The sequence below is a fragment of the Mangrovicoccus ximenensis genome (genome assembly GCF_003056725.1).
GTDB lineage: Bacteria > Pseudomonadota > Alphaproteobacteria > Rhodobacterales > Rhodobacteraceae > Mangrovicoccus > Mangrovicoccus ximenensis.
Map to the genome: position 1 here is coordinate 308663 of NZ_QBKZ01000001.1, position 23746 is coordinate 332408.

Consider the following 23746-nt stretch of genomic DNA (forward strand, 5'->3'; position numbering starts at 1 on the left):
GTCGGGTCCCGGTCAGGTCGTGGCGGCCCGCCCCGGCAAGGGGCGGGCGGATCAGGTCAGTCGCGCGGATTGGTGGTCGTCATGTTGATGCCGAACTCGTCGAGCGCGGCATGCGGGATGCTCCATTTCTCGAAGATCGCGTCATAGGTGCCGTTCTCGCCGAGCACCTTCAGCGACGCGAGCAGCGCCTCGGCCAGTTCGGTATTCTCATGCGCCACGATCGCGCCGAGATAGTTCTGCTTCTCCAGCGGATTGGAGATGGTGGCGACCTCCACCGGGTTGTTCTTGCGGATCTCTTCCACCGAGGCGGCAGCGCTCAGCGTGAAGTCGATGCGCCCCGCGAAAAGCGCCAGAAGCACGGAGGATTGCTGCGGATACTGGCCGATCTCCAGCGGCTCCAGGTCCTGCTCTTCGCACCAGGCCGAGAGCTGCTCGAGCTTGGAGACGAAATCGGTGCCGGTCTGCCCGGCCGTGGTCAGCCCGCAGAGCGAGGAGGCGTCGCCTGCGGTGATCGCCTCGTTGTCGGCCAGGAAGTAGAAGGCATTGCCGTAATCGAGGCTGGTATTGACGAAGGTGACGACCTCCTCGCGCTCGGCCCGGTCGGTGATGCATTCCATCGCCATGTCGTAGCGGCCGCCCTCGACGCCGGGGATCAGCCCGCCGAAATCGATCGAGACCGGCGCGATCTCGGTGCCGAGCACCTGCGCCATGGCATCCCAGAGATCGACCTCGAAGCCGACCATGGTGGTGCCGTCCTGGTCGAAGGACTGGCAGGGCGGATAATTGGCATCGGTGGCGAGGTCGATCCGGCCCTTCTCGCGGATCGAGGCGGGCAGCATCTCGTGCAGCTCGGGCACGGCCTCCTGCACGGGGATGTCCTGCGCCAGGGCGGGAGCCGTGGTTGCGAGGGTCAGGCCGAGGCCCGCGAAGGTGGCCGCTTCGGTCAGTCTGCGGGAAATCATGTCAGTCTTCTCCATGCTGGACGGGGGGCGCCCGGCTGCGATTTGCGCGGGTCTTTTTGAATTATGGTTCAATGTCTGCCGAGATCCGGTTTTTTCCGGCAAGCCTTCAAAAGCCCTGCCCAGCCCGAAATGACGATCTTTCCCGCATTGCCGAAAACTTCAACTGAAGAAAATGCAGGAGGTCCAAAAACTGTGCGAAACCCTGCGGAAATTCAAACACATACGTTGCACTTATGGGATTGCGAATTTTTTTTATGAGGTTTCAGGATGGATTCGCAGGGCTGACCGAAAAAATTCCAGCCGGATACATTTGCCTAAAATTCAATCTCCAGTTCAGAAAATCCCTTTGTCAAAAGGTCATTTCGGCCAGCCCCCGGATCAACTTTCGGCCTCCAAAATCAACGAAACGACACAGCTTTCCGTTTTTTGTTTGAATAGTTTTTCAAATCCGCCCTATCACTTCGGCAAAGGCGCGCCGCTGGCAGCGCCTGCAGGACACCACCGACAAGGAGACCGAAATGACCCTGGACGAGGCCATTGCCCGTTTCGAAGCCGAACGGGAGAAGATCTGGTTCGAATCGCCGAAGGATGTCGAAGCGCTCGGCCGCGGCGAGGTTCCGCGCGGCACCGGCGCGCGCGGCCAGTACCTCTCGACCATCATCTTCGCCGAGGGCGAGGCGCGCACCTTCGCCGACGAGATGCTCTGGGGCATCATCCGCGTCTGCGAGGATACCGAGGCGGACCTGAAGACCCTGCAGGCCACGATCGACCAGATCATCGGCTACAAGGCGTCGTTCTTCGACTTCGTCTCGATCCCATCGGCCGCCGAGATGACCCGGCTCTATGTCGACGCCTCGAAGCTCTGCGAGACCACCGACGACCTCAGCCGCCTCAGCCAGGCCGCGCTCGGCTATGCCAACCGGTTGCACATGTGGGTCGACTACATCCTGCCCTGGGGCCTGGGCAACGCCTTCCCCCGCCAGAAACCTGCCACTGCCTGAGCCCGAGGACGACCCATGCACCTGATCCTTAGCATCGACGACGCCGACATCTGCAAGATCGAGGTCTGGGAGGACAAGGTTCCCCAGCTCTGCCAGCAGTTCCGCGAGAAACTGCCGATGACCTCCATGCTGCAGCATGGCAAGCTCCTGGGCGACCTGATCTTCTTCACCATGCCGATCGTCGCGCCCTGGGAGAACAAGTACCTGACCGAGGAAGTCGGCGCCGAGCGCAAGGCGAAATACGGCAGCCCCGCGGGCGGCGTCTGCTTCTACTCGCCGCGCCAGCAGTTCTGCGTCGTCTACGGCGACGAGGCCTCCGACGAGCCGCTGCCGATCTCCTATATCGGCGAGGTGGTCGAGGGCTCGCTGGAGCTGAAGGTCGCCGGGCTCGAAACCTGGTTCGACCAGAGCCGCCGCGTCACCCTGCGCATCGCCGCCTGAGCCGCAACCGAAATCCGGGAGAGAACCGAATGACCGCGCTGAGCGACGCCGAGCTGAACGACCTGCAGACCGCGCTGGAAGCCAAGGGCATCCGCTACCTGATGGGCGCCTATGTCGACATCCACGGGGTGCAGAAGGGCAAGGTCGTGCCGATCGGCCACCTGAAGCACATGGCGCATGGCTCCGAACGCTACACGGGCTATGCGCTCGACGGGCTCGGCCAGGCGCCCTCGGACGACGAGATCACCTCGGTCCCGGATTTCAGCCACATCATCCAGCTGCCCTGGGAGCCCAAGGTCGCCTGGATGCCGGCCGACAACCATTTCCAGGGCGCGCCCTACCCGCTCTCGCCGCGCAACGTGCTGAAGCGCGTGCTCGACGAGGCGGCGGGCATGGGCTTCGGCTTCAATCTCGGGATCGAGGCCGAGATCTTCCTGCTGAAGAAGGAGGCCGACGGCACGCTGTCGGTCCCCGCCGGGAACGACACGCTCGTCAAGCCCTGCTACGACCTGCGCAGCTTCATGGACAATTTCGGCTGGCTCGACCGCATGGCCGAGACCATCGACGCGCTCGGCTGGGACCTCTATTCCTTCGACCACGAGGACGCCAACGGCCAGTTCGAATTCGACTTCCGCTTTGCCGATGCGCTGACCACCGCCGACCGCTTCACCTTCTTCCGGATGATGGCCAAGCATTACGCCGAGGAGCGCGGGCTGATCGCCACGACGATGCCCAAGCCCTTCGCCGACAAGACCGGAAACGGCGCGCATTTCAACATGTCGCTCTTCGATCTCGACAGCGGCGCCAATGTCTTCGCCTGCGATCCCGCCGATGATCCGCGCGGGCTGGGCCTGACCGAGACCGGGTATCATTTCATCGGCGGCATCCTGCGCCATGGCCGCGCGCTCTGCGCCACCTTTGCGCCGACGGTGAACAGCTACAAGCGGCTGGTGCGCCAGGGCGCGATGGCGGGGTTCAGCTGGGCGCCGGTCTTCAACTCCTTCGGCTCGAACAACCGCACCAATTCGGTCCGCATCCCGCAGGGCGGCGGCCGCTGCGAAAGCCGCAATGCCGACGGCGCGGTGAACCCCTATCTCGCCGCCGCGATGGTGCTGGCGGCCGGGCTCGAAGGCGTGCGGGAAAAGATCGACCCGGGCAGCCCGAACGAGGACAATCTCTACGAGCTGAGCGATGCCGAGCGCGCCGGACGCGGCATCGAGTTCCTGCCGCAGACCCTTCTGGAAGCGGTCGAGGCCTTCGATGCCGATCCGCTGGCCGCCAGGGTTCTGGGCGATGAGCTGAAGGCCGAATTCATCCGCTACAAGACCGCCGAGTGGAACGAGTACCACCTCTCCGTCTCCGCCTGGGAGACGGCGCGCTACAGCCACATGTTCTGATGCTGCCCCCCCTGCAGCATCTGGAGCTGGGCGCCCTGCCGCTCCCGGGCGGCGGCACCCTGCCGGGGGCGGTCCTGACCTACAGGGCCTGGGGCCGCCCCGCCCCCGGCGGCGGCAACGTGGTGCTGATCCCCAGCCACTATACCGGCACCTCCGCCTCGCCCGCCGCGATGATCGGCCCGGGACGCGCGCTCGATCCGGACCGCTTCTGCATCATCGCGCCCGACCTGTTCGGCAACGGCAACGCGACCTCGCCGAGCCATCTGGGCAATCCGACTGCCCGGCTCGGCTTCCCGCAGGTCTCGATCGCCGACAATGTCGCCGCCCAGGCCCGCCTGCTGGCGCATCTGGGCATCGACCGGCTGCGCCTCGTCTATGGCTGGTCGATGGGCGCGATCCAGGCCTGGCACTGGGCGGCCTGCGGCCCGCTTCCGGTCGCCGCGATCCTGCCGGTCTGCGGTGCCACCGGCTGCTGGCCGCTGAACCGGGTGTTCCTGGCCGGGCTAAAAAAGACATCGGAGCGGTGCTCCCGGCCCCACCTGTTTGTGCGGCGGCGGTTCCGGGATCTGGTTTCCTGCAACGTGCAGGGAGCGGCTTTCCCAACGAGCGCATGTTTCGAGGGTCCCGCGAACGGGCGCGCAACGCAGCGCGGAACCGGAAGGGGCCGGACGGGCTGAAGGCGGAGATCGTTGCCGGGACCCTGCGTCCCGGCGCGGCCGTGAACGAGGTTGCCGCCCGGACCGGGCTGCAGGCCAGCCAGGTTTCGGCCTGGCGGCGGATGGCGCGGGACGGCCGCCCTTGCCAGCGCGACGGCCAGCGCCGCGCCGATGCCGCGGCTGGCGCCGGTCACCATGGCGCGGCGGCCGGAAAGAGAGAACAGACGGCCCAGATAGGCCTCGGCTGCGTCGGGCATGCATGGTCCCCCTGCGGTCCTGTATTGCCTAGACAATTGCCGCAGAGCCCGCCGGAGGCAAGAGGCTCAACCGCCGCGGCGCTTGCGGGCCGCGCCGTGCCGCTCCAGCAGCTTGTCCACGACCTGGTGCTTGCCGACGGATTGGCGCGCCACCTGGCCCTGCTGCTCCAGATCGGCCGAAAGCTGGGCGATCCGCTGGCGGATTTCCCGGGCGCGGCCCGTCCGCCATGCATCCCACAGCCCGTCGCGCCCGGCGAGCTGATAGGCCGTCGGCTCCCCCTGCCCGGACAGCCAGTCGATCGAGATCTGGTCCAGCATCCGGATCTGCTGCTCCAGCGCCGCGATCTCCGCGCGCAGCCGCTGCATCGCCGCGACATCGGCATCGCGCTTGACCCCGGCCAGGGCCTTCAGCTGCGAGAGGGCCTCAATAGGATCCAAAGGGGCTGTGCCTCTTCTTCCTGCGCAGCTCGTCGGCGAAGCGGATCGCCGCCGCCACGGCCTTGTAATGCTCGCTGCCGATCTCCTCGCCGATCTCGACGGCGGCATAGAGCGCGCGGGCGGTGGGCGGCTCGCTATAGACAGGCACGCTGTAATCGGCGGCAAGCCTGCGGATCACGGCGGCCATCTCGTCGACGCCCTTGGCCACGCAGACCGGCGCGGACCGCTTGGTCCGGCTCCATTTCAGCGCGACGGCGAAATGCTCGGGATTGACGATGACCACGTCCGCTTCCTTCATGTCGTGCAGCATCTGCGTGCGGGCGATGTCCATCGCGCGCTGGCGGCGCTTCTGCTTCATTGCCGGATCGCCTTCGGACTCCTTCATCTCGTCCATCAGCTCGCGATGCGACATCCGCAGGTTGCGCTGGTGTTCGGCATTCTGGAACAGGTAGTCGACCACGCCCACCATCGCCGAGATGCCGAGCGACACCAGCAGGAACAGCAGCGCGACATCCATCATCAGCACCGCGACCTGGCGCGCCTCCAGCATCTGCGAGATGAGGATCTCGTCCTGGCGGTTGATCAGGAACCAGATCAGCGCGCAGGTGTAGAGCATCAGTTTGACGAAGCTCTTGAAGAACTCGAACAGCCCGCGGCGGCCGAATTTCTTCTTGAAATTGCTGATCGGCGAGAGGCGGGACAGCTTCATCTCGAGGTTCCCGCCATAGAAGATGAAGGCGCGCTGCACCCCCAGCGACAGCAGGACCCCGAGCGCCGGCATCAGGAAGATCGGCAGGATCGACACGGCGATGTCGATGGCCGGCCCGAGCAGCAGCGCGCCGTTGCCGTGCCCGGGCTGCATCGCCGCGCGCCACAGCCGGTCCGAGAAGAAGCCGGTCAGGAGCCCGCCGAAGCTGCGGATCATGTCCTCGCCCCAGATCAGCAGCGACAGCGCCAGACCGCCATAGGCGGCTGTCGTGTTCAGATCGGTGGACCGCGCGATATTGCCCTTCCTGCGGGCATCCATGATCTTTTTCTGGGACGGCTCGTACGGCTTGTCCTCGCTTTCGCCCTGCTCCGCCATCAGCGCAGCCCGCGCAGGAGCGAGAAATCCTGCAGATGCCCAAGCCAGACATGCAGCAGGACCGGGGCGGAAACCATCAGCAGGAAGAGGCCCAGCCAGGAGATCGCCGGAGCGCCGACGAAGGCCACCATGAGCTGCGGCATCGCCTTGTTCACCACGCCGAGACAGAGGTTGTAGAGGACCGCGACCACGAGAAACGGTCCCGCAAGGGCCACTGCGATGTCGAAGAGCCGGACGAAGGTGTCGACGCCGATCCGCACGGCAGTTTCGGGTGCGACGCCGGCACCGATCGGGATCAGCTGGTAGGATTCGATCAGTGCTTCGACCACCTTCAGATGGAATTTCATCGCCATCGCCAGCGCAAGCGCCGCGTAATAGAGAAACTGGCCGATGGCGCCCTGCGGCTGCTCGACCTGGTTGCCGAGGATCTGCGCCAGGGAAATCGCCTGCGCCGCCATCGTGCCTGCGATCTGGATGCTCCAGAACAGGCTCCGGCACAGGAAGCCGATCAGGAAGCCCGCAAACACTTCTCCGACGCAGGCGGTGATGTAGTCGCCTTGCGTCATGTCCGCCTGCATCGGGCCCGAGAGCGGCGTGACCGCATAGGTCAGGACAAGCGCCATCATCAGGCGGACCTGAGCCGACACGGTACGGGAGCCCAGAACCGGAAGCAGGGCCATGGTGGCGCCGATCCGCAAGAGCACCAGAAAGGCCTGCGTCAGCGGCAGGATCTCAAGCAGCGCGGCGACCGCCCCGTTCATGCCTGGACGATGCCGAGCACCAGCGGCTGGGCCTGCATCCCGAGTTCCTCGTAGGACACGACCGGCGCCGACAGGCCTTTCGCCATGGCGACCGTCTTGATGAACCGCCGCCGCCGCGCCGAGGTGACCAGCACCGGCTCGGCGCCGGTTTCCGCCGCCTCGCGCAGGGTTTCGGCCATGCGTTCGGCCAGGCGGTTGAACTCGTCCGGCGGCAGCGCGATCTCGGTGCCGCCCTCCGTGCCCACCTGGTATTGCAGGAACCGCTTTTCCCATTCGGGCGAAAGCTGGACCAGCGGCACACGGCCGTCGGCCTGCTTGAGCGCCGAGACGATCTGGAACCCGAGACGCTGGCGGACATACTCGCAGATGTTCTCCGCCCGGCCGACCGCGGGCCGCGCCTCGGCGATCGTCTCGAGGATCAGCGGCAGGTTGCGGATCGAGACCCGCTCCTCGAGCAGCAGCCGCAGCACCGTCAGGGCCAGGTCCATCGGCACCTTGTCGGGAATCAGGTCGTCGATCAGCCGGCGGTTGGCATCGGCGCGGCGCTTGTCCGAAAGCCGGGTCAGCTCTTCGAGCAGCCGCGACAGCGATTTCAGCGACAGCAGCCGCGACAGGTTTGCCTTGACCACTTCCAGAAGATGCGTCGCCAGCACCTCGGCCGCGCTGACCACCGTCGCCCCCGAAAGGACGAGCGAATCCTGGTTCTTTCTGTCGACCCAGCGGGCCGGCGCCCCGTAGACCGGCTCCTTGACGTCTTCGCCGGGCGGAAGCGAAGCGGCGGCGGTCTCGTCCTTCAGCACCATCACCTGCCCCAGCCGCAGCTGCGCCTCGGCCACCGCCACCCCCTGGATCAGGATGCGGTACCGGCCGGCGCCAAGCTGCGCCTGGTCGGTCAGGCGCACCTCGGGAAGGATCATGCCGAAGGCGGTGGCGACATGCTTGCGCATCCCGTCGATCCGGACGTCGAGCCCGGTGCCGGGATCGAGTATCATGTTGACCAGATCCGGCGCAAATTCGATATGGATGTCGTCGAGATCGATGAGGTCGCCGATCAGGGTCTGGTCGCCGCGCATCTCGGCGGCTTCGACCTCGACGGTCTCGACGGCCTGGCTGGCTTTCCGCCTGGCAGCCCCCGCCAGGAAGGCCAGCCCGCCGAGGCCCGCAGCGGCGAGCAGGAAGGGCAAGAAGGGGAATCCCGGCACGACCGCGAAGACCAGCATCAGCCCCGCCACCGTCGACAGCGCGGCGGGATGGCGGCCGACCTGTTCGGCAATCGCGGTGTCAGTGGTGTGGGTCAGCCCGCCCCGCGACAGCAAGAGCGCCGAGGCGACCGAAATGATCACCGCAGGCAGCTGCGTCACGAGGCCGTCGCCGACGGTCAGCACCGCATAGGTCGTCATCGCCTCGCTCAGCTCGAGGCCATGGGCGAAAATGCCGATCGACAGCCCGACCACGAGGTTCAGCAGCGTGATCAGCAGCCCGGCAATGGCATCGCCCTTGACGAATTTGGAAACGCCGTCGAGCGAGCCGAAGAACGTGGCCTCGGCCTGTTCGCGCTCGCGCCGTTCCTTGGCCTCCAGATGGGTGATCGCCCCCGAGGACACGTCGGCATCGATCGCCAGCTGCCGCCCCGGCATTCCGTCCAGCGCGAAGCGCGCGCCGACCTCGGCCATCCGCGCCGCGCCCTTGGTCACCACCACGAAATTCACGATAAGCAGGATGAAGAAGATCACCACGCCGAGGAACGGGTCGCCGCCCATGACGAACATCGCGACGCCCTCGATCACGTTGCCGGCGGCGTCCGGGCCGGTATGGCCCTGGCCGATGATCAGCTTCGTCGAGGAAATGTTCAGCGACAGCCGCAGGATCAGCGAGGCGAGCAGCACCGTCGGAAAGGACGAGAAATCGAGCGGCCGTTCGATGAAGAGCACGATGGTGAAGACCAGCGCCGCCATGCCGAAGCTCAGCACCAGCCCGACATCGAGGAGCCAGGCCGGGACCGGCAGCAGCATCATGATGATCATCGCCATCAAGCCGAGCGCAAGCGCCGTGGACGGGCTCAGGACCCGCCTGATGCCGAACCCGCTGCCCAGGCCGCGCCGGACAGCATCCCCCATCGTATCCGCCACCGTCCGTCCCCCTGTTCAGTTGTCCTGCCGGATCATGTCCACGATCAGCACGGCGTTCACGATCGGCCCCAGCACGGCCTTTGCCGCCTCCGTCAGGTCCCGGCGGATCAGCTGCAGGTTTTCGGCATCGAGATAATTGCCGGAGAAGCCCCCGAACGAGGAATAGCCGAAGAGGATGCGCAGGAACTCGTCGCGCAGCTTGGGCCCCTTGGACAGGACCGTTTCGCGCGATCCCAGTTCGATCTCGAGGCTGAGCGACATCACCAGCATGCCGGTGACCTCCTGGCCTTCGAGAATGGGCACGACGAACTGGCCCTCCATGTCAACATACTCGAACTCCCGGCTGGCTTCGGCCGGCGGGGCGCCTGGATCTGCCGGCGCGTCTCCTTCCGTTGCGGCACTNGACATACTCGAACTCCCGGCTGGCTTCGGCCGGCGGGGCGCCCGGATCTGCCGGCGCGTCTCCTTCCGTTGCGGCACTGCAATCGCATTCCGGCGCAGCCGGCGGCTCCGGCGCAAGGAACCAGCCCAGGCCGCCGCCGATGCCGATGCCTGCCAGCACGATCACGATCGGAATGAGGAACTTCTTCATCTGCGGCACCTAGTAGGGCAGGAGGATGTCGGAGAGCTGCTGGCCGTAGCGCGGCTGCTGGACATCGGTGATCTGGCCGCGGCCGCCATAGGAAATGCGGGCCGACGCGATTTTGTCATAGGGCACCTCGTTGAGCCGCGAGATGTCCTCGGGGCGGACATAGCCGGTCACCAGAAGCTCGCGGATCTCGAAATTGACGCGGATTTCCTGCGACCCCTGGATCCGCAGCACCCCGTTCGGCAGCGCATCCGTCACCGTCGCGGCAATCCTCAGCTCGAGCTTTTCGTTGCGCTTCACCGATCCGTCGCCGGAATGGCTGGAGGAACTGTCCACCGAGACCGGCGCCTTGGCATCCGAGCCCGAGGGCATGACCCTCTGCAGGTTCTCCGGCAGGCCGAACAGCGCCCCCATGGTCAGGCTGTCGCTGGCAGAGCGCGACCGGTCGGTCGTGTTGGAAATTTCCGCCTTCTCGTCGATCTCGATCACCACCGTGAGGATGTCGCCCGGATCACCGGCCCGGCGGTCGCCGAGGAGGGAATTCCGGGACCCGCTCCAGAGCGATGCCTGATCCACCGGCTTCACCTTTTCCAGGCGCTGCGGCAATCCGGGAACCGACATGGCGAGATGCTCGCGTCCGGTATCGGCATCCGAGAAGCTCGGCGGCTTGCCGAAATGGTCGAAGCGTCCGCAGCCTCCCGCCGCAAGGACGCAGGCCAGCAGGCTGCCCGCCAAGATGTGAGTCGCATGTTTCATTCGGTTGTCCCCGAGACCGCAACGCTGCCATCGGGCAAGACCTTGCCGGTGACCGTCTTGCGGGAGCTGATGTTGATGACCCGGATCGTGTCTCCGATGGCACCGCCGTCGAGGGCCCGGCCCTCGGTGGAGATGCTCAGCGCTCCGTTCACGAAATGCATCATGACCGGCTGGTTGCGCTCCACGAGATGCGGCCGCTGGAGATCACCGGGGCCGATCGGGCTGCCCGGAAACAGGTTGCGGATGGCCTGCATCCCGATTGCATCGCCGGGATCCGTGAGCGCTCCGCCGATGTCGCCGTCCTGAAGCAGGATGTCGGAGGGACCGAGGACCGTGCCTGCCCGCACGGGCCGCGATGTCACCAGGACATCTGCCGCGAGCGGCGGCGCAGCGGCAATGAAAACGGCGGCGGACAGCAGGCGGCGCAACATGGCGTCAGCGGACCTGGGTCGTGGCGGCCAGCATCTGGTCGGCCGCGGTCAGCACCTTGGCGTTCAGTTCGTAGCCGCGCTGCGCCTCGATCAGTTCCGTGATCTCGGCGACGGCATCGACCGAGGAATCCTCGAGGAACCCCTGGCGCAGCGTGCCGAGCCCGTCGAGTCCGGGCGTCGTCGCGTTCGGCTGGCCGGAAGCCTCGGTCTCGACGAACAGGTTGCTGCCGATCGCCTCCAGCCCCTTCGGGTTGGCGAAGCCGACCAGCGAGAACTGCCCCAGCAGCTGGGCCGCGACCTGGTCGTTGAAATAGGCATAAACCTCGCCGTCGGCATTGATCGAGATCGAGCGCGCATCCTCCGGCACGACGATGTCGGGCACCAGCGGATAGCCGTCGGAGGTCACGATCGTCCCTTCGGCATTGAGCTTGAGGCCGCCGTCGCGCGTGTAGCCGGAGATGCCCGACGGCAGGGTCACCTCGAGATATCCCTTTCCCTCGATCGCGACATCGAGATCGTTCCCGGTCATGTCGAGCGACCCCTGCTTGAGATCGAAGGAAATCGCCGAGGGCCGCACGCCGAGGCCGAGCTGGATGCCGGTCGGCAGCACTGTGCCGTCCGCGGCATTGATCGAGCCGGGCCGGGCAATCTGCTGGTAATGCAGGTCCGCGAACTCGGCGCGGCGCGCCTTGTAGCCGGTGGTGTTCATGTTCGAGAGGTTGTTGGCGATCGTGTCGACCCGCATCTGCTGGGCGCTCATTCCGGTCGCGGCTATCTTCAGGCTTCGCATGGTTGCTCCTGTCAGGCACCGAGGGTCCGCAGCACGCCGCGGATCCGTTCGTCTTCGGATTTGTTGAGGTTCGCGCCCTGCTCGTAGGCGCGGTGGACTTCGATCATCCGCGCCAGCTCCAGCACGGCCTCGACGTTCGAATCTTCCTTGAAGCCCTGGAGGATGACGGGGTTTTCTACGGGCACCGGCGGCTGCTGGGTGGTGAACATCGTGCCGGCCACGCGGACCGGATCGTCCCCCTCGGCAGGCACCACCGGCGCGATGGTCGAGATGAAGTTGCCGTCGGCACTGAGCGTGCCGTCCCGCGACAGCATCAGGTTGCGGGCATCGGGCGGAATGGCAATCGCCGCGCCGCCCGCGTCGAGCACCCGGTGGCCGTTCTCGGTGACGAGCTCGCCATTGGAGTTCTGGCCGAAATTGCCGGCGCGGGTCAGCGCCTGGCCGCCATTGTACTCGACCAGGAAGAAGCCCTCGCCGTCGATCGCGAAGTCGAATTCGCTGCCCGTCTGGGTCAGCGGTCCCTGGCTGAAATCGGTGCGGCGGACCTCGGCATCGGCCATGGACAGCGAGTGGTCCCGGTCCTCTGTCGCCACGATGAATTCCGAGAAGATCACGCCCTCGCGCTTGAAGCCCGGCGTCGAAATGTTCGCAATGTTGTTCGCAATGACCTGCAGCTCGGCCTTGAGGCCATCGAGCCGGGTCAGGTTGGTATAGATTGCGTTGTCCAAATCAATGCTCCGCGATGAGCGACAGGATGGTATCGTGGAAGAACGTCACGAGCGTGTTCGACATGAAGGCCATGCTCACCCAGAACACCGCGAGCATGGCGGCCATCTTCGGCACGAAGGTAAGGGTCATTTCCTGGATGGAAGTCAGCGCCTGCAAAAGGCCGATCACGATCCCGGTCACCAGGGCCGCGCCCAGGATCGGCGTCGAGATCGCCACCCCGATCCAGAGGGCCTCGCGCACCACGTCGAAGACGGTTTCCTCGTTCATGTCAGATCTGCATCCGCATGATTTCCTGGTAGGCTTCGATCACCTTGTCCCGGATCGTCACTGCAGTCTCCACGGCCAGCTGGGCCTGGGCCAGCGCCTCGACCATGGATTGCGGGTCGCTCTCGCCCATCATGGTTGCGCGCGCGGCATCGTCGGCACGCTGCAGGGTTTCGCTGAAGTCGCGGGCAAAGCTCTCGAGGCTCTGGCCGATAGTCGGCCCGGAGGCCGCCCCGGGATCCGCGAGGCGGCCGATCTTTCCGAAGGCCCCTGCCGCGAGCGATGAACTGATATCCATTCTGGATCTCCTGTTTCCGGCGGTTAGCGGCGAAGAATATCAAGCGCGGCACTCGCCATTTTCCGCGCCTGGTCGAACATCTGCAGATTGGCTTCGTAGCTGCGCTGCGCCTCGCGGGCGTCGGCAATTTCGAAGATGAGCTTCACGTTGGAGCCGTCATAGCTGCCCGTGCCGTCCGCCAGCGGATGCGCCGGATCGTAGACCCGCTGCAGGTCGGTCTGGTCCAGCTGGACGCCGCCGGTGCGCACGCCCGAAAGGCCGCGATCGAGGCGCTGCACCTCGAAGGGGACAAGCTTGCGGTGGTAGCCGGGCGTGTCGACATTGGCGACATTCTCGGTCACGTGCCGCAACCGGGTGGCCTGGGCCTTCAGGCCCGTGGCCGCGACGGACATGGAATCGATCAGGTTGCCCATGCTCAATTCCTCCCGAGGGCGCTGCGCATCAGGTTCAGCCCGCTGCGGTAGACCGTCAGCGCCACGTCATGCGCATATTTGGTTTCGGCGGCATTCAGCATTTCCCGCTCAAGCGAGACCGTGTTGCCGTTCGGCGAGGCATCGCCGGGGCGTTCCACCGCGTTCTGCGAGAACTCATGGGGCCCGCCCGGGGTCCTGACATGCACGGCCCGTGTCGTGCGAAGACGGAACGGTTCCGAGCTGCCGGGGTAGCTGTCGGCAAAGGACCGGACGTCCCGCGCGCGGTAGTCCGGCGTGTCGGCATTGGCCATGTTCTGGGAAATTATGGTCTGGCGTGCGCTGGCATGCGCCGCCAGGGCGGACGCTGTCCTAAAGATTTCCAAAGACGAGAACATGCGGATTCTCCACAGAATTTCTTCAACCTTGGATTAACTGCGATTCGTTTAGAAACGGTTTGCGCAAGAACTCGGGAACCAAGATGACCGATCCGCCAATCGGATACTTCGACACCACGCCGATCGACCGCCTGGAGCGGACCTTCGAGCGGATGTACGCGGCGCTGAGCCAGGTGAAGACCGTCTTCCATGTCGGCCGCGTCGCCTCGCTGGGACAGGCGGGCATCTCGGTCTCGGGCCTCACCAGGGTGGCGTCCATCGGCGACAGGGTCGAAATCCGGTGCCGCGGCGGACGCATCCTGCCCGGCGAAATCCGGGCCATCGGGGCGTCGGACGTGACCGTGCTTGCCGACGGGCCGCTGACCGGCGTGTCCCTCGCGGATCCGGTCAAGCTGCTCGGCGAAGCGCTGCTGTCCCCGGACGAGGACTGGCTCGGCCGGGTGATCGACCCGCTGGGAAACCCGCTCGACGGCAAGTTTCTCCTGCCGGGGGTGACGCCCTGCCAGGTCGACACCCCGCCGCCCGCGCCGGCCCGGCGCAAGGCGCTCGGCGACCGGCTGGACACCGGCCTCTGCGCCTTCAACACCGTGCTGCCGATCGTCCGCGGCCAGCGGGTCGGGCTCTTTGCAGGCTCGGGCGTCGGCAAGTCGTCGCTGCTGGCCAGCATGGCCAAGGGCATTTCCGCGGATGTCGTGGTGCTGGCGCTGATCGGCGAGCGCGGGCGCGAACTGCGCCATTTCGTGCAGGACGTGCTGGGCCCCGAGGGGATGAAGCGGACCGTCGTCGTGGCCGCGACTTCGGACCAGTCTCCGCTGACCCGCCGCCGCTGCGCCTGGTCGGCGATGTCCGTGGCAGAGCATTTCCGCGACATGGGCAAGGATGTGCTTTTCCTTGCAGATTCGATAACCCGCTTTGCCGAGGCCCATCGCGAGGTCGCCCTCGCGCTCGGCGAGCCTCCGACCCTCGGCGGCTATCCGCCCTCGCTGGCCCATGCCATCATGACGCTTGCCGAGCGCGCCGGCCCCGGCGAGGACGGCCAGGGCGACATCACCGCGGTGTTCAGCGTCCTCGTTGCCGGGGCGGACATGGACGGACCGGTGGCCGACATCCTGCGCGGCGTGCTCGACGGCCATGTCGTGCTGGAGCGCCAGATCGCCGAACGCGGCCGCTACCCGGCCATCAACCTTCTGAAATCGGTGTCGCGCAGCCTGCCTGCGGCGGCCGGCCCTGCCGAGAACGTCTTGATCCAGGAAACCCGCGAGATGCTGGGCGTCTACGACCGGGCGGAGCTGATGATCCAGTCGGGCCTCTACACGCAGGGATCGAATCCGGTGATCGACCGGGCTATCTCGCTGTTTCCGAAACTCGATGCGTTCATTTCGCAGGAAGAGGACGGCACTGTCGCGGACAGCTTCGCCAGACTGGCCAGGTGTCTCGGAAAGCCCGGCTGACGCATCGGGCAGGCCTTCATGCCGCCTGGTCGGGGCTTGTTGCAGAAACTATCTTCTCGCGTGAGGCACGCCGCGGTGTTTTTCAAGGTTGTTGTCACCGGTGTCTATTTTCAGGCTGCGCACTCGAACCAGACGGTCAGCGCTCCACGCTGCCTCAGCGCCTGATTATACGCTTGCCAGTTGGTGGTCTTGCAGGTCGGCTTCGGCGGTCTGCTAATCGCCGCCGGCTATCATGCTGGATTCGCGCAGTGAATCCCCAGCCGCATTTACGCAACAAGGCCGTTCCGAGGCAATGAGCCGGTTGTCCTGGCAGCCGGTAGCGTAGCGGCGTTCGGCCTGCGACGCGCCGTGCCGGGCCTGCTGCAGTTCCCTCTCGAGAACCGTGCGCTTGTCCTCCAGTGCCTTGCCCAAAAGGGCGCACACCTGCAAGGCGGCCTCGATCGCGAGCGGCGCCACGGCCTCCGAAACCGCACCGGTGACGAGCGTCCCGGCCCTGAGCCCGCCGAAGGGGAGGCAGCGCTTCCGGCCCGGAATCAGGTTGGGCGACCGGCGTTGCTGCATTTTCCGGGCGCGAGGCGTGAGGGCGGTCCTGGCGGCGGCGTGCCGCGGATCGATAGCCGGTGCCGGCTTGGTCGAAGCAAAGGCTCGGTGCCGGGGCGCAACCGCCTGCCGCCTCGGGAGCACGAAGACCCAGCGGCATGTCTGCCCGAGCGGCGGCCAGGTCGCGGCTCGCGGTGGCCCGGACATGGCGAAGACGCTCTGGCGGAAGTCCGGAGCGCGTTCCGGCCGGAACCCGGCCAGGTGCCGCAACGGCATCCCGGATGACACAAAAGCTTCATCTGCCTGACATGAAACTTCAGGACTCCCGTGACAGGAGAGCGCCGACTCGGCCATGGGCCGGAACCAGCAAGCTGTCAGCCAGAGGAAACGCCGCCATGGATAGCCGCGACACCGTTGAATTGTCCTGGGACGAGTTCGACGAACTCCGCGACCCCCGCCCCGCCGAAAGCGATTTCGACCGCGTCGTCGAGCGCGCCATGTCGCGCCGCGGCTTCCTCGGTTCGGTGCTGGCCTTCGGCTCAGGCGCAGCCGTCTTCGGCTCGGGCCTGATGTCCTCCACCACCGCGGCGCGTGCCGAGACCGGCGGCTTCAAGTTCACGCCGATCGGCATCTCCACCGATTTCGACGTCCATGTCCCGGAAGGCTACCAGTGGAAGCCGCTGGTGAAATGGGGGCAAGCGCTGTTCTCGGAAGCCGAGGGCGCCTACAGCCCGGAAACCGGCGTGCCGACCGCGATGTCCGACAAGGTCTTCGGCGAGAACACGGACGGCATGGAAACCTTCGAAGCCGACGGCCATGTGCTGCTGGCGATCAACTCGGAATACGTGAACCCGAAGATCAACCTTCCCGCGGACTCCGAAGGCATGCCCAAAAATGCCGAAGAAGTCATGCTGCTGAAGAACATGCAGGGCGTCACCGTCCTCGAGATCGCAGCGCAGGACGGCGCATGGGAGGTCGTGGCCGACAGCCCCTACAACCGCCGCATCACCCATGAGACCCAGATGGTCATGGACGGCCCGGCGGCCGGGTCGGAGCTGGTCAAGACCAATGCCGATCCCGAGGGCATGAACCCCAAGGGCACGATGAACAACTGCGGTTCGGGCAAGACGCTCTGGGGCACGTATCTGACCTGCGAAGAGAACTTCAACGGCTATTTCGGCGCCACCGGCGAGATGCCGGAAGGCGAAGGCTACGGCCGCTACGGCATCGGCGGCGAAGGCCGCTATGCCTACGAGAAGTTCGACGCGCGCTATGACCTGACGCAGGAGCCGAACGAGCCGCACCGCCATGGCTTCGTGACGGAAATCAACCCCGCGGATCCGGAAAGCACCCCGGTCAAGCACACCGCGCTCGGCCGCTTCAAGCACGAGAACGCGGAGATGGTGCAGGCCGCCGACGGCCGGATCGTCGTCTACATGGGCGATGACGAGCGCGGCGAGTTCATGTACCGCTATGTGTCGAACGGCACCTGGGCCGAAGGCCAGCCGACCGACGGGCTGCTGTCCGACGGCACGCTCTATGTCGCGAAGTTCAACGACGACCAAACCGGCGAATGGCTGGCGCTGACGCCCGAGACCACCGGCATGCCGATCGAGGAAATCCTGGTCTTCTCGCGGATGGCAGGCTCCAAGGTCGGCGCCACCACCATGGACCGCCCCGAATGGATCGCGGCCAACCCGCTGAAGGCCGAGGCCTATTGCGCGCTGACCAACAACAAGAACCGCGGCCTGAAGCCGAATGCCGGCGGAGACGAGACCCCGGTCGGCGGCCCGAACCCGCGCGAGGCCAACAATTACGGCCAGATCGTGCGCTGGCAACCCGAAGGCGGCGACCACGGTGCCGACGCTTTCGCCTGGGACCTGTTCGTCATGGCCGGCAACCCGGAAGCTGCCGAAGGCGCCTACAAGGGGTCGGAGAACGTCACCGCGGGCAACATGTTCAACTCGCCCGACGGCATGGCCTTCTCTTCCGACGGGATGCTGTGGATCCAGACCGACGGCGATGACAGCAACGAGGGCGAGTTTGCCGGCATGGGCAACAACCAGATGCTGGTCGGCAACCCGGAAACCGGCGAGATCGCCCGCTTCCTGACCGCCCCGAACGGCGCCGAAGTCACCGGCCTGACCTGGTCGCCGGACGGCAAGACCGCCTTCGTCGGCATCCAGCACCCGGGCGGCTCCTGGCCGGACGGCGCGGGCAAGCCGCGTTCCGCCGTGATCCAGGTCTGGCGCGAGGACGGCGACGTGATCGGCTGACCCGGCTGACGGACAAAAGGAAAGGCGCCCCGCGGGGCGCCTTTTTTGCGTCTCACCCCTGCCAGGGATCGAGCAGAGCGGCACCGGTCGCGGCGAAATCGGCGGTGTTGCGGGTCACCACAGTCAGCCCGTGAACCAGCGCGGTGGCAGCGATCAGCGCGTCGCGCTCGGATTTCGGGTCGGGGACATGCAGCCCGGCGCAGCGCAGCGCCACGGCGGCATCGACGGGCAGGCAGCGGGGGACGAATTCCGGCAGCACATGGTCCTGCATCCATTGCCGGAGCCGCGCGCCCTGCGCCGGATCGCGCCGCTCCACCCGCAGGATGCCGATCTCCAGCTCCATCAAGGTCAGCGCCGAGACGTGGCAGGCCTCCGCCTCCACCCCGCCGACCCAGGCGGCGACATTCGCATCCGCGCGGCCATCGCCGAGCTTGCGCAGCTCGGAGATCACGTTGGTGTCGAGCAGGTACATCAGGAGAAATCGGCGGGGCGGCTCGCCAGGCCGGATTTTTCCGGCTCGAACTCGATCTCCGACAGGCCCGGCATGGCCAGCGCCTGGCCCAGCGTGCGCCCTGCCCCGGCCAGCCGCCGGTATTCCTCGATGGTCAGCAGCACATGTGCCGGGCGGCCGCGGTCGGTGATGAAGACCGGCCCCTCCTGCGCGGCGCGCTTGGCACGGCCGACATCCTGGTTGAGCTCGCGGCTGGTCAGCGTGGTGATCGTCATGGCAGGCCCTCCGGCTGATGTAGCAACGTTACTACATATGGGCGATCCGGGCAAGATGGCAAGGGCCGGAACGGAAAGGGCCGGTCCCCCGCGGAACCGGCCCTGTCGCGGGATCGCCCGCGGATCAGATGACGACGACGGCCAGCGGCGGGAAGCCGTTGAAACCGATCGAGGAATAGCTGGAGGTGTAGGCGCCGCAATTGCGGATCATCACCTTGTCGCCGCAGGCCAGGCCGAGCGGCAGCTGGACCGGGCGCTTTTCGTAGAGCACGTCGGCGCTGTCGCAGGAGGGGCCTGCGAGGATGCAGGGGCCGGTCTCCTGGCCGTCCTTCGCGGTGGCCAGCTGGTAGCGGATCGCCTCGCCCTCGGTCTCCGCGAGACCGGAGAAGCGGCCGATATCCAGATAGACCCAGCGGTGCAGGTCGTCCTCGGACTTGCGCGACACCAGCAGCACTTCGGCAGCGATCGCGCCGCAATCGGCAACGAGGCCGCGGCCCGGCTCCGCCATGATCTGCGGGACGATGCCGAAGCGCTCGCGGATCAGCTCCATGACCTTCGACGCGTATTCGGTCTTGCCGTCGACTTCCTCGCCGTAGAAGGCCGGGAAGCCGCCGCCGATGTTCAGAAGGGTCAGCACGAAGCCGGCCTCGCGGGCCGCCGCCCAGGCACCGGCCACGTTGTCGAGGACGCCGGTCCACATGGTGGCGCGCCGGGTCTGCGACCCGACATGGAAGCTCAGGCCGCGCGGATCGAGGCCCAGTTCCTGCGCCAGGCCGAGCAGCTCGACGACTTTCGACGGCGCGCAGCCGAACTTGCGGCTCAGCGGCCAGTCGGCTTCGCAATTCTCGACGAGGATACGGATATAGACCGAGGCGCCGGGCGCGTTGGCCGCGATTTTCTGAAGCTCCTCCTCGCTGTCGGCAGCGAAGAGGGTCAGGCCCGCGGCATGGGCGAAGGCGATGTCGGCCGGACGCTTGACGGTGTTGCCGAAGGAGATCGTCTCGGGACGGGCGCCGAGCGACAGGCAGAGCTCGATCTCGCCGCGCGAGGCCGCGTCGAAATGCGAGCCGAGCCCGACCAGCGTCGCGATGATCTCGGGCGCCGGGTTCGCCTTCACGGCATAGTGGATGTCGGCATGGCCGAGACCGGCCTTCAGCGCGCCGTAGCTGTCGGCGACGATCGAACGGTCCAGCACAAGGGTCGGGCGGTCGAAGGACGAGGCCGCGATGAAGGTCTCGAGGCGGGAAGCGGACAGGTCGAATGCGCCGACGACGTCGGGGGTGGCAGCGTTCATGGTCATCTCCATCAGGATCCCGGACTCGGCCGGAAGGGTAAGGGAGACGTTTCCGTCGCTGCATCGCTTGCCGGGAAGGGTCCCTCTGGGCCAGAGGCGCGTGCGTTGGCGTCTGTTTTTGCGCATATGCATAGAAGCGGGATTCGCTGCAAGACCCCATTTGACCCAAGTCAAAATAATTTTGCGCCGCTCTCGCCGGACCTGGGCAAGCCCTTGGGGCCATGGCGGAATCCGGCGATTTTCTGCGAGGGCTCAGACCGGGATTTCGGTGGAGGCCTTGATCTGCTGCATGGGGATTTCGGTCTTGACGCTCTGCACCCCCGGCAGCCGCGTCAGGTGATGCGCCTGGAACTGGCGGTAGCTCTGGATGTCATGCACCACGACCCTGAGGAGGAAGTCGCAATCCCCGGCCATGAGGTGGCATTCGACCACTTCGGGCATCTTGCGCACCGCCGCGGCGAAGGCGTCGACGCTGCGCCCGTCCTGGCCGGTCAGCCAGATCCGGGTGAAGATCGTCATCCCCAGCCCCAGCGCCGCCGGATTCAGGATCGCCACGTAGCGGTCGATGGCGCCGCTTTCCTCCAGCCGCCGCACCCGCCGCAGATAGGGGGTCTGCGACAGCCCCACCTCCTCGGCGATCTCGCTGCTGCTGCGCTTGCTGTTCTTCTGCAGGGCCCGCAGGATCTTGCGGTCGATCTCGTCCAGCTGCTGCATCTCTGCCTCCTTCCGTCCGGTCATGAGTGCAATGCACCACGATTTTACGAAATGCTAGTGCATGACCCTGAAATTTGAGCGAAAGAGGCGGCAGTTTAGCGCATATTGTTCATCTTCCTGCGCTAGAACCCCATCACGCGGCGGGACAGCGAGTCCCGCCGCAGGATATCAAGGATAGTGACATGACTGGACGAGCCGAATTCGCCTCCTGGCTGGAGGGTACCAATGATCTGACGAGCCGCTTCGTCGGTTCGGCGGGCATCGCGGATCTCGTCAATGTCGCGGGCGGGCTTCCAGATGCCTCGCTATTCCCTTCGGACCGGCTGGCCGAGATTGCCGCCGAGGCGATCCGCACCCGGCCGGGCGTAGCGCTCGGCTATGCGCCGACCGGCGGCCTGCCCGAGCTGCGCGAGGCCATTGCCGCCCGCTACCGCGCCCGCGGCGCCGCCGTCGATGCCTCCAACGTGCTGATCACCGCCAGCGGCACCCAGGCGCTGGACCTCGTCGGCAAGGTGCTGATCGAGCCCGGCCGCCGCATCGCTTGCGATTTCCCGACCTATGCCGGAGCGATGGATGCCTTCCGCCCGCGCGAACCGCGCTATCAGCATGTCGACCTGAGCCGCCATGACCGGCTGGCAGACGCGCTCGGCAAGGCCGACCTGGCCTACATGATCCCGAATTTCTCGAACCCGACCGGCAAGCTGGTCGACCTGCCGACCCGCCGCGCGCTGGTCGAGGCCGTCCATGCCACCGACACCTGGCTGATCGAGGACGACCCCTATGGCGCGCTCTATTACGACGGTCCGGCCCTGCCCGGCCTGCTGGAGCTGTCATCGCGCGGCACCGAGGCACCCTATCGCGGTCCGGTGATCCACATGGGCAGCCTGTCGAAGCAGCTGGTGCCGGGGCTGCGGGTCGGCTGGGTGATCGCCGACCCCGAGTTGATCGGCAAGCTGAGTTCTGCCAAGCAGGCCACCGACCTGTGCTCCAACGCACTGTCGCAGCTGCTGACGCTGGCCGCGCTGGAGGAAGGCATGATCGAGGAGATGCATCCCAAGGCGATCGCGCTCTACCGCGAGCGGCGCACCGCGCTGGCCGAGGCGATGGAGCGCCACATCTCGCCCTGGTTCGACTGGGAAGTTCCGGTCGGCGGCATGTTCTTCTGGGCCCGTGCCAAGGACCGCTCGCTCGATGTCGACCGGCTGGTCGATGCCGGGATGGAACATGGCGTTCTGGTCGGGCCGGGCAATGTCTTCGACCCGCTCGGCCTGTCCGGCCCGGCGCTGCGGCTGAACTTCACGCTGAACGATGCCGAGAAGCTCGACCGCGGCATGGCGCGGCTGGCAGAGGCGCTGGTCGCGATCGGCGCAGGCACCGGACAGCAGCGCGCACCGGCCGCCGCCGCGGTCTGAGCCGCGGTTCAGGCGGCGCAGCAGCTCTGCGCCACGTCCTCGAGGACTTCGGGGCCGAAATCGGACTTGTCGAGCACCAGGAGCTCCGGGCGGCCCTTACCCAGTTCCTGCTCGGCATGTTCGCGAAGCCCGGTCAGGATGGCGGCCCGCGTCCAGCGCGGCACGCCGCCTTCCGCCATCTCGACCAGGAAGCCCGCGCCGAAACCGTCGGGCAGGTGATGGTCGAGCAGGACGAGATCATAGAAGGCCGACATCAGTTTCTCGCGCGCTTCCGCGAGGCTGGTCGCCGTTTCGACGGTGATGTCGAGCCGCGTCTTCTCGATCGCGCGCTGCACCATCATCCGGCAGAAGGCATCGTCATCGACCAGCAGGCAGCTGAGGCAGCACGCCTCTGCATCCGGCCGGATGATCTTGTCGCTTCCCAGCATCGCCACTGACCCCATGTCTCCCCTGACCGCCGACGGTAGGGGCTCTTGCTTTACAAAAGCGGAAGATGCACGGGCGAAACAGTTCGAATTAGATCGATTGCAGCTCCGGCAGGTCCGGATGCAGATGCTCCATGTCCGCGCCGAGCCGCCGCGAGATCCCGGCGCACATCTCGACCAGCGCATCGCGGCAATATTCCGCCGGGAAGATCGACGTCCCCGACAGGCGCTGGATGAACGGGATCGTCACCGAAGCGACCGCCTGGCCGGTGAAATCGAAGATCGGCACGGAGATGTTCACCACCCCGGCGATGGTGTGCGAGGGACTGACGCAGAAGCCCTGGCGGCGCACCGCGGGCAGGTCTGCCTCGAAATCGGCGCGCTTGGGCGACTCGCGCCCGGCCTCGCCGATCAGCCTGTCGAGCGCGTCGCGCTCGAGCCACGCCGCCAGAACCCGGCCCGAGGCGGTGTCGTAGACCGGCACATGCGCGCCGAGCCGCACCGAAGTCAGGTTGTTGTCGGGGCAGTCGACCTGGGCGATCACCAGCATCTCGCCGCGGTGCAGGATGCCCAGATGCATCGACTGGTTCAGCCGGTCGGCAAGGCGCTGCATCGGGTCGCCCGCAACCGCGGCCAGCCGCTTCACCGGCGGATGGCGGTGCGCCATCACGAACATCTTGGTGGTCAAGTGGTAGCGGTCATTGTCGATCTCGACATAGCCGCGCTCGCGCAGCACCATGAGCATGCGGAAGATCTCGGAAGAGGTCCGTCCCAGGGTCTTGGCGATCTCGGCCTGGGTCATCCCGTCCGCCACGGTCGAGAGCAGCTCGAGGATGTCGAGCCCCTTGGACAGGGCAGGTGCCCGGTATTTCGCGGCCTCGCCGCCTTCGTCGCTGATCGCACTCATCTGGTCACTCCGAATTCACTGGCCGGACGCAACCGCAGATAGGGTCAGACCCCCGAGATTCCATGCCCCAGCCGCAAAAACCGGGCCGGACATGCATCACATGCGATCAAGGAAACGTCCCCGGGACATCCCGGACGCGCTGCAGACCTCTGGCCGCACGCGCTGCGGGCCCCGGATAGCAGAGGCGCGCGGCATTTCGCCAGCGGCATT

The 23746-nt window shown here is 66.3% G+C and carries 28 protein-coding genes and 1 pseudogene; 7 read left to right on the forward strand and 22 right to left on the reverse strand.

Annotation, left to right across the window (positions count from 1 at the left end; translation table 11 throughout):
- Positions 1-56: 56 nt before the first annotated feature.
- Entirely contained in the window at positions 57-962 is a 906-nt protein-coding gene (locus C7T91_RS01835) for an ABC transporter substrate-binding protein (RefSeq protein ID WP_108257760.1), read from the reverse strand.
- Positions 963-1480: 518 nt separating this feature from the next.
- On the opposite strand from C7T91_RS01835, the gene C7T91_RS01840 reads away from it, so the two are divergent.
- The 4 genes from C7T91_RS01840 to C7T91_RS01855 are packed head-to-tail and all read left to right on the forward strand — an operon-like array spanning position 1481 to position 4478.
- Positions 1481-1963, forward strand: coding sequence for a cucumopine synthase-related protein (locus tag C7T91_RS01840; RefSeq protein ID WP_108257761.1), 483 nt, complete (start codon positions 1481-1483; stop codon positions 1961-1963).
- A gap of 15 nt (positions 1964-1978) precedes the next feature.
- Positions 1979-2404, forward strand: a complete 426-nt coding sequence (locus tag C7T91_RS01845) for a DUF3830 family protein (protein WP_108257762.1) — start codon at positions 1979-1981, stop codon at positions 2402-2404.
- Between the two features lie 29 nt (positions 2405-2433).
- Positions 2434-3801: a type III glutamate--ammonia ligase gene (glnT, locus tag C7T91_RS01850; protein ID WP_108257763.1), complete on the forward strand. Its 1368-nt coding sequence runs from the start codon at positions 2434-2436 to the stop codon at positions 3799-3801.
- Complete coding sequence (locus C7T91_RS01855; protein WP_108257764.1) at positions 3801-4478, forward strand: alpha/beta fold hydrolase; 678 nt, start codon at positions 3801-3803, stop codon at positions 4476-4478. The genes glnT and C7T91_RS01855 overlap by 1 nt, the downstream gene beginning before the upstream one ends.
- A 302-nt stretch (positions 4479-4780) precedes the next feature.
- Here the strand turns inward: C7T91_RS01855 and C7T91_RS01870 are convergent, their stop codons facing one another.
- The 13 genes from C7T91_RS01870 to C7T91_RS01935 form a co-directional block, all read right to left on the reverse strand.
- Positions 4781-5152 (reverse strand): hypothetical protein, encoded by a 372-nt coding sequence (locus tag C7T91_RS01870; RefSeq protein WP_108257765.1) that lies wholly within the window; start codon positions 5150-5152, stop codon positions 4781-4783.
- Positions 5139-6236, reverse strand: a complete 1098-nt coding sequence (locus tag C7T91_RS01875; RefSeq protein ID WP_108257766.1) for an EscU/YscU/HrcU family type III secretion system export apparatus switch protein — start codon at positions 6234-6236, stop codon at positions 5139-5141. Before C7T91_RS01875 ends, C7T91_RS01870 begins: the two co-directional genes overlap by 14 nt.
- The gene (locus C7T91_RS01880) at positions 6236-6997 is read right to left on the reverse strand and encodes a flagellar biosynthetic protein FliR (protein WP_108257767.1); all 762 of its coding nucleotides are present in this window, start codon (positions 6995-6997) and stop codon (positions 6236-6238) included. The genes C7T91_RS01875 and C7T91_RS01880 overlap by 1 nt, the downstream gene beginning before the upstream one ends.
- A complete protein-coding gene (locus tag C7T91_RS01885; protein WP_108257768.1) occupies positions 6994-9114 on the reverse strand; it encodes a flagellar biosynthesis protein FlhA in 2121 nt (706 codons plus the stop codon). Before C7T91_RS01885 ends, C7T91_RS01880 begins: the two co-directional genes overlap by 4 nt.
- Positions 9115-9141: 27 nt before the next feature.
- Positions 9142-9447: a flagellar basal body-associated FliL family protein gene (locus C7T91_RS01890; RefSeq protein ID WP_108257769.1), complete on the reverse strand. Its 306-nt coding sequence runs from the start codon at positions 9445-9447 to the stop codon at positions 9142-9144.
- Positions 9448-9727: 280 nt separating this feature from the next.
- On the reverse strand, positions 9728-10471 hold the full coding sequence (flgH, locus tag C7T91_RS01900) for a flagellar basal body L-ring protein FlgH (RefSeq protein ID WP_108257771.1): 744 nt from the start codon (positions 10469-10471) through the stop codon (positions 9728-9730).
- A complete protein-coding gene (flgA, locus tag C7T91_RS01905) occupies positions 10468-10902 on the reverse strand; it encodes a flagellar basal body P-ring formation chaperone FlgA (RefSeq protein ID WP_108257772.1) in 435 nt (144 codons plus the stop codon). Before flgA ends, flgH begins: the two co-directional genes overlap by 4 nt.
- A 4-nt stretch (positions 10903-10906) precedes the next feature.
- Entirely contained in the window at positions 10907-11692 is a 786-nt protein-coding gene (gene flgG, locus C7T91_RS01910; RefSeq protein WP_108257773.1) for a flagellar basal-body rod protein FlgG, read from the reverse strand.
- Between the two features lie 11 nt (positions 11693-11703).
- Positions 11704-12420, reverse strand: a complete 717-nt coding sequence (locus C7T91_RS01915) for a flagellar hook-basal body complex protein (RefSeq protein WP_108257774.1) — start codon at positions 12418-12420, stop codon at positions 11704-11706.
- Position 12421: 1 nt separating this feature from the next.
- Entirely contained in the window at positions 12422-12688 is a 267-nt protein-coding gene (locus tag C7T91_RS01920) for a flagellar biosynthetic protein FliQ (RefSeq protein ID WP_108257775.1), read from the reverse strand.
- A gap of 1 nt (position 12689) precedes the next feature.
- Entirely contained in the window at positions 12690-12983 is a 294-nt protein-coding gene (gene fliE / locus C7T91_RS01925; protein WP_108257776.1) for a flagellar hook-basal body complex protein FliE, read from the reverse strand.
- A gap of 23 nt (positions 12984-13006) precedes the next feature.
- Positions 13007-13396 carry a flagellar basal body rod protein FlgC gene (gene flgC, locus C7T91_RS01930; RefSeq protein ID WP_108257777.1) on the reverse strand — a complete coding sequence of 130 codons (390 nt, stop codon included), beginning with the start codon at positions 13394-13396 and terminating at the stop codon, positions 13007-13009.
- 2 nt (positions 13397-13398) lie between these two features.
- Positions 13399-13791: a FlgB family protein gene (locus C7T91_RS01935; protein ID WP_108257778.1), complete on the reverse strand. Its 393-nt coding sequence runs from the start codon at positions 13789-13791 to the stop codon at positions 13399-13401.
- An 83-nt stretch (positions 13792-13874) separates the two neighbouring features.
- Between C7T91_RS01935 and C7T91_RS01940 the strand changes: the two genes are divergently transcribed.
- On the forward strand, positions 13875-15242 hold the full coding sequence (locus C7T91_RS01940; RefSeq protein WP_108257779.1) for a FliI/YscN family ATPase: 1368 nt from the start codon (positions 13875-13877) through the stop codon (positions 15240-15242).
- A gap of 122 nt (positions 15243-15364) precedes the next feature.
- Here C7T91_RS01940 and C7T91_RS01945 read toward each other — a convergent pair.
- Together C7T91_RS01945 and C7T91_RS34495 are read right to left on the reverse strand one after the other, a co-directional pair.
- Positions 15365-15460, reverse strand: a pseudogene (locus C7T91_RS01945) (IS5/IS1182 family transposase); the annotation flags it as partial.
- Positions 15456-15803, reverse strand: coding sequence for a hypothetical protein (locus C7T91_RS34495; protein WP_236637919.1), 348 nt, complete (start codon positions 15801-15803; stop codon positions 15456-15458). The pseudogene C7T91_RS01945 and the gene C7T91_RS34495, both read right to left, overlap by 5 nt.
- Positions 15804-16177: 374 nt before the next feature.
- On the opposite strand from C7T91_RS34495, the gene C7T91_RS01955 reads away from it, so the two are divergent.
- The gene (locus C7T91_RS01955; protein ID WP_108257781.1) at positions 16178-18058 is read left to right on the forward strand and encodes a PhoX family protein; all 1881 of its coding nucleotides are present in this window, start codon (positions 16178-16180) and stop codon (positions 18056-18058) included.
- 52 nt (positions 18059-18110) lie between these two features.
- On the opposite strand, the gene C7T91_RS01960 is transcribed toward C7T91_RS01955, so the two are convergent.
- The 4 genes from C7T91_RS01960 to C7T91_RS01975 all read right to left on the reverse strand — a co-directional run bounded on the left by C7T91_RS01960 (position 18111) and on the right by C7T91_RS01975 (position 20792).
- Complete coding sequence (locus C7T91_RS01960; protein WP_108257782.1) at positions 18111-18530, reverse strand: type II toxin-antitoxin system VapC family toxin; 420 nt, start codon at positions 18528-18530, stop codon at positions 18111-18113.
- Positions 18530-18784 carry a type II toxin-antitoxin system Phd/YefM family antitoxin gene (locus tag C7T91_RS01965; protein WP_108257783.1) on the reverse strand — a complete coding sequence of 85 codons (255 nt, stop codon included), beginning with the start codon at positions 18782-18784 and terminating at the stop codon, positions 18530-18532. The genes C7T91_RS01960 and C7T91_RS01965 overlap by 1 nt, the downstream gene beginning before the upstream one ends.
- Before the next feature lie 124 nt (positions 18785-18908).
- Positions 18909-20084: a type III PLP-dependent enzyme gene (locus C7T91_RS01970; RefSeq protein WP_407943244.1), complete on the reverse strand. Its 1176-nt coding sequence runs from the start codon at positions 20082-20084 to the stop codon at positions 18909-18911.
- Positions 20085-20330: 246 nt separating this feature from the next.
- On the reverse strand, positions 20331-20792 hold the full coding sequence (locus C7T91_RS01975; protein ID WP_108257785.1) for an Lrp/AsnC family transcriptional regulator: 462 nt from the start codon (positions 20790-20792) through the stop codon (positions 20331-20333).
- A gap of 182 nt (positions 20793-20974) precedes the next feature.
- Here C7T91_RS01975 and C7T91_RS01980 point away from each other — a divergent pair, with 182 nt between their 5' ends.
- Complete coding sequence (locus C7T91_RS01980; protein WP_108257786.1) at positions 20975-22204, forward strand: aminotransferase-like domain-containing protein; 1230 nt, start codon at positions 20975-20977, stop codon at positions 22202-22204.
- 8 nt (positions 22205-22212) lie between these two features.
- On the opposite strand, the gene C7T91_RS01985 is transcribed toward C7T91_RS01980, so the two are convergent.
- Positions 22213-22632, reverse strand: a complete 420-nt coding sequence (locus C7T91_RS01985; RefSeq protein WP_161555690.1) for a response regulator — start codon at positions 22630-22632, stop codon at positions 22213-22215.
- Positions 22633-22720: 88 nt separating this feature from the next.
- A complete protein-coding gene (locus tag C7T91_RS01990) occupies positions 22721-23536 on the reverse strand; it encodes an IclR family transcriptional regulator (RefSeq protein WP_108257788.1) in 816 nt (271 codons plus the stop codon).
- Between the last annotated feature and the right edge of the window lie 210 nt (positions 23537-23746).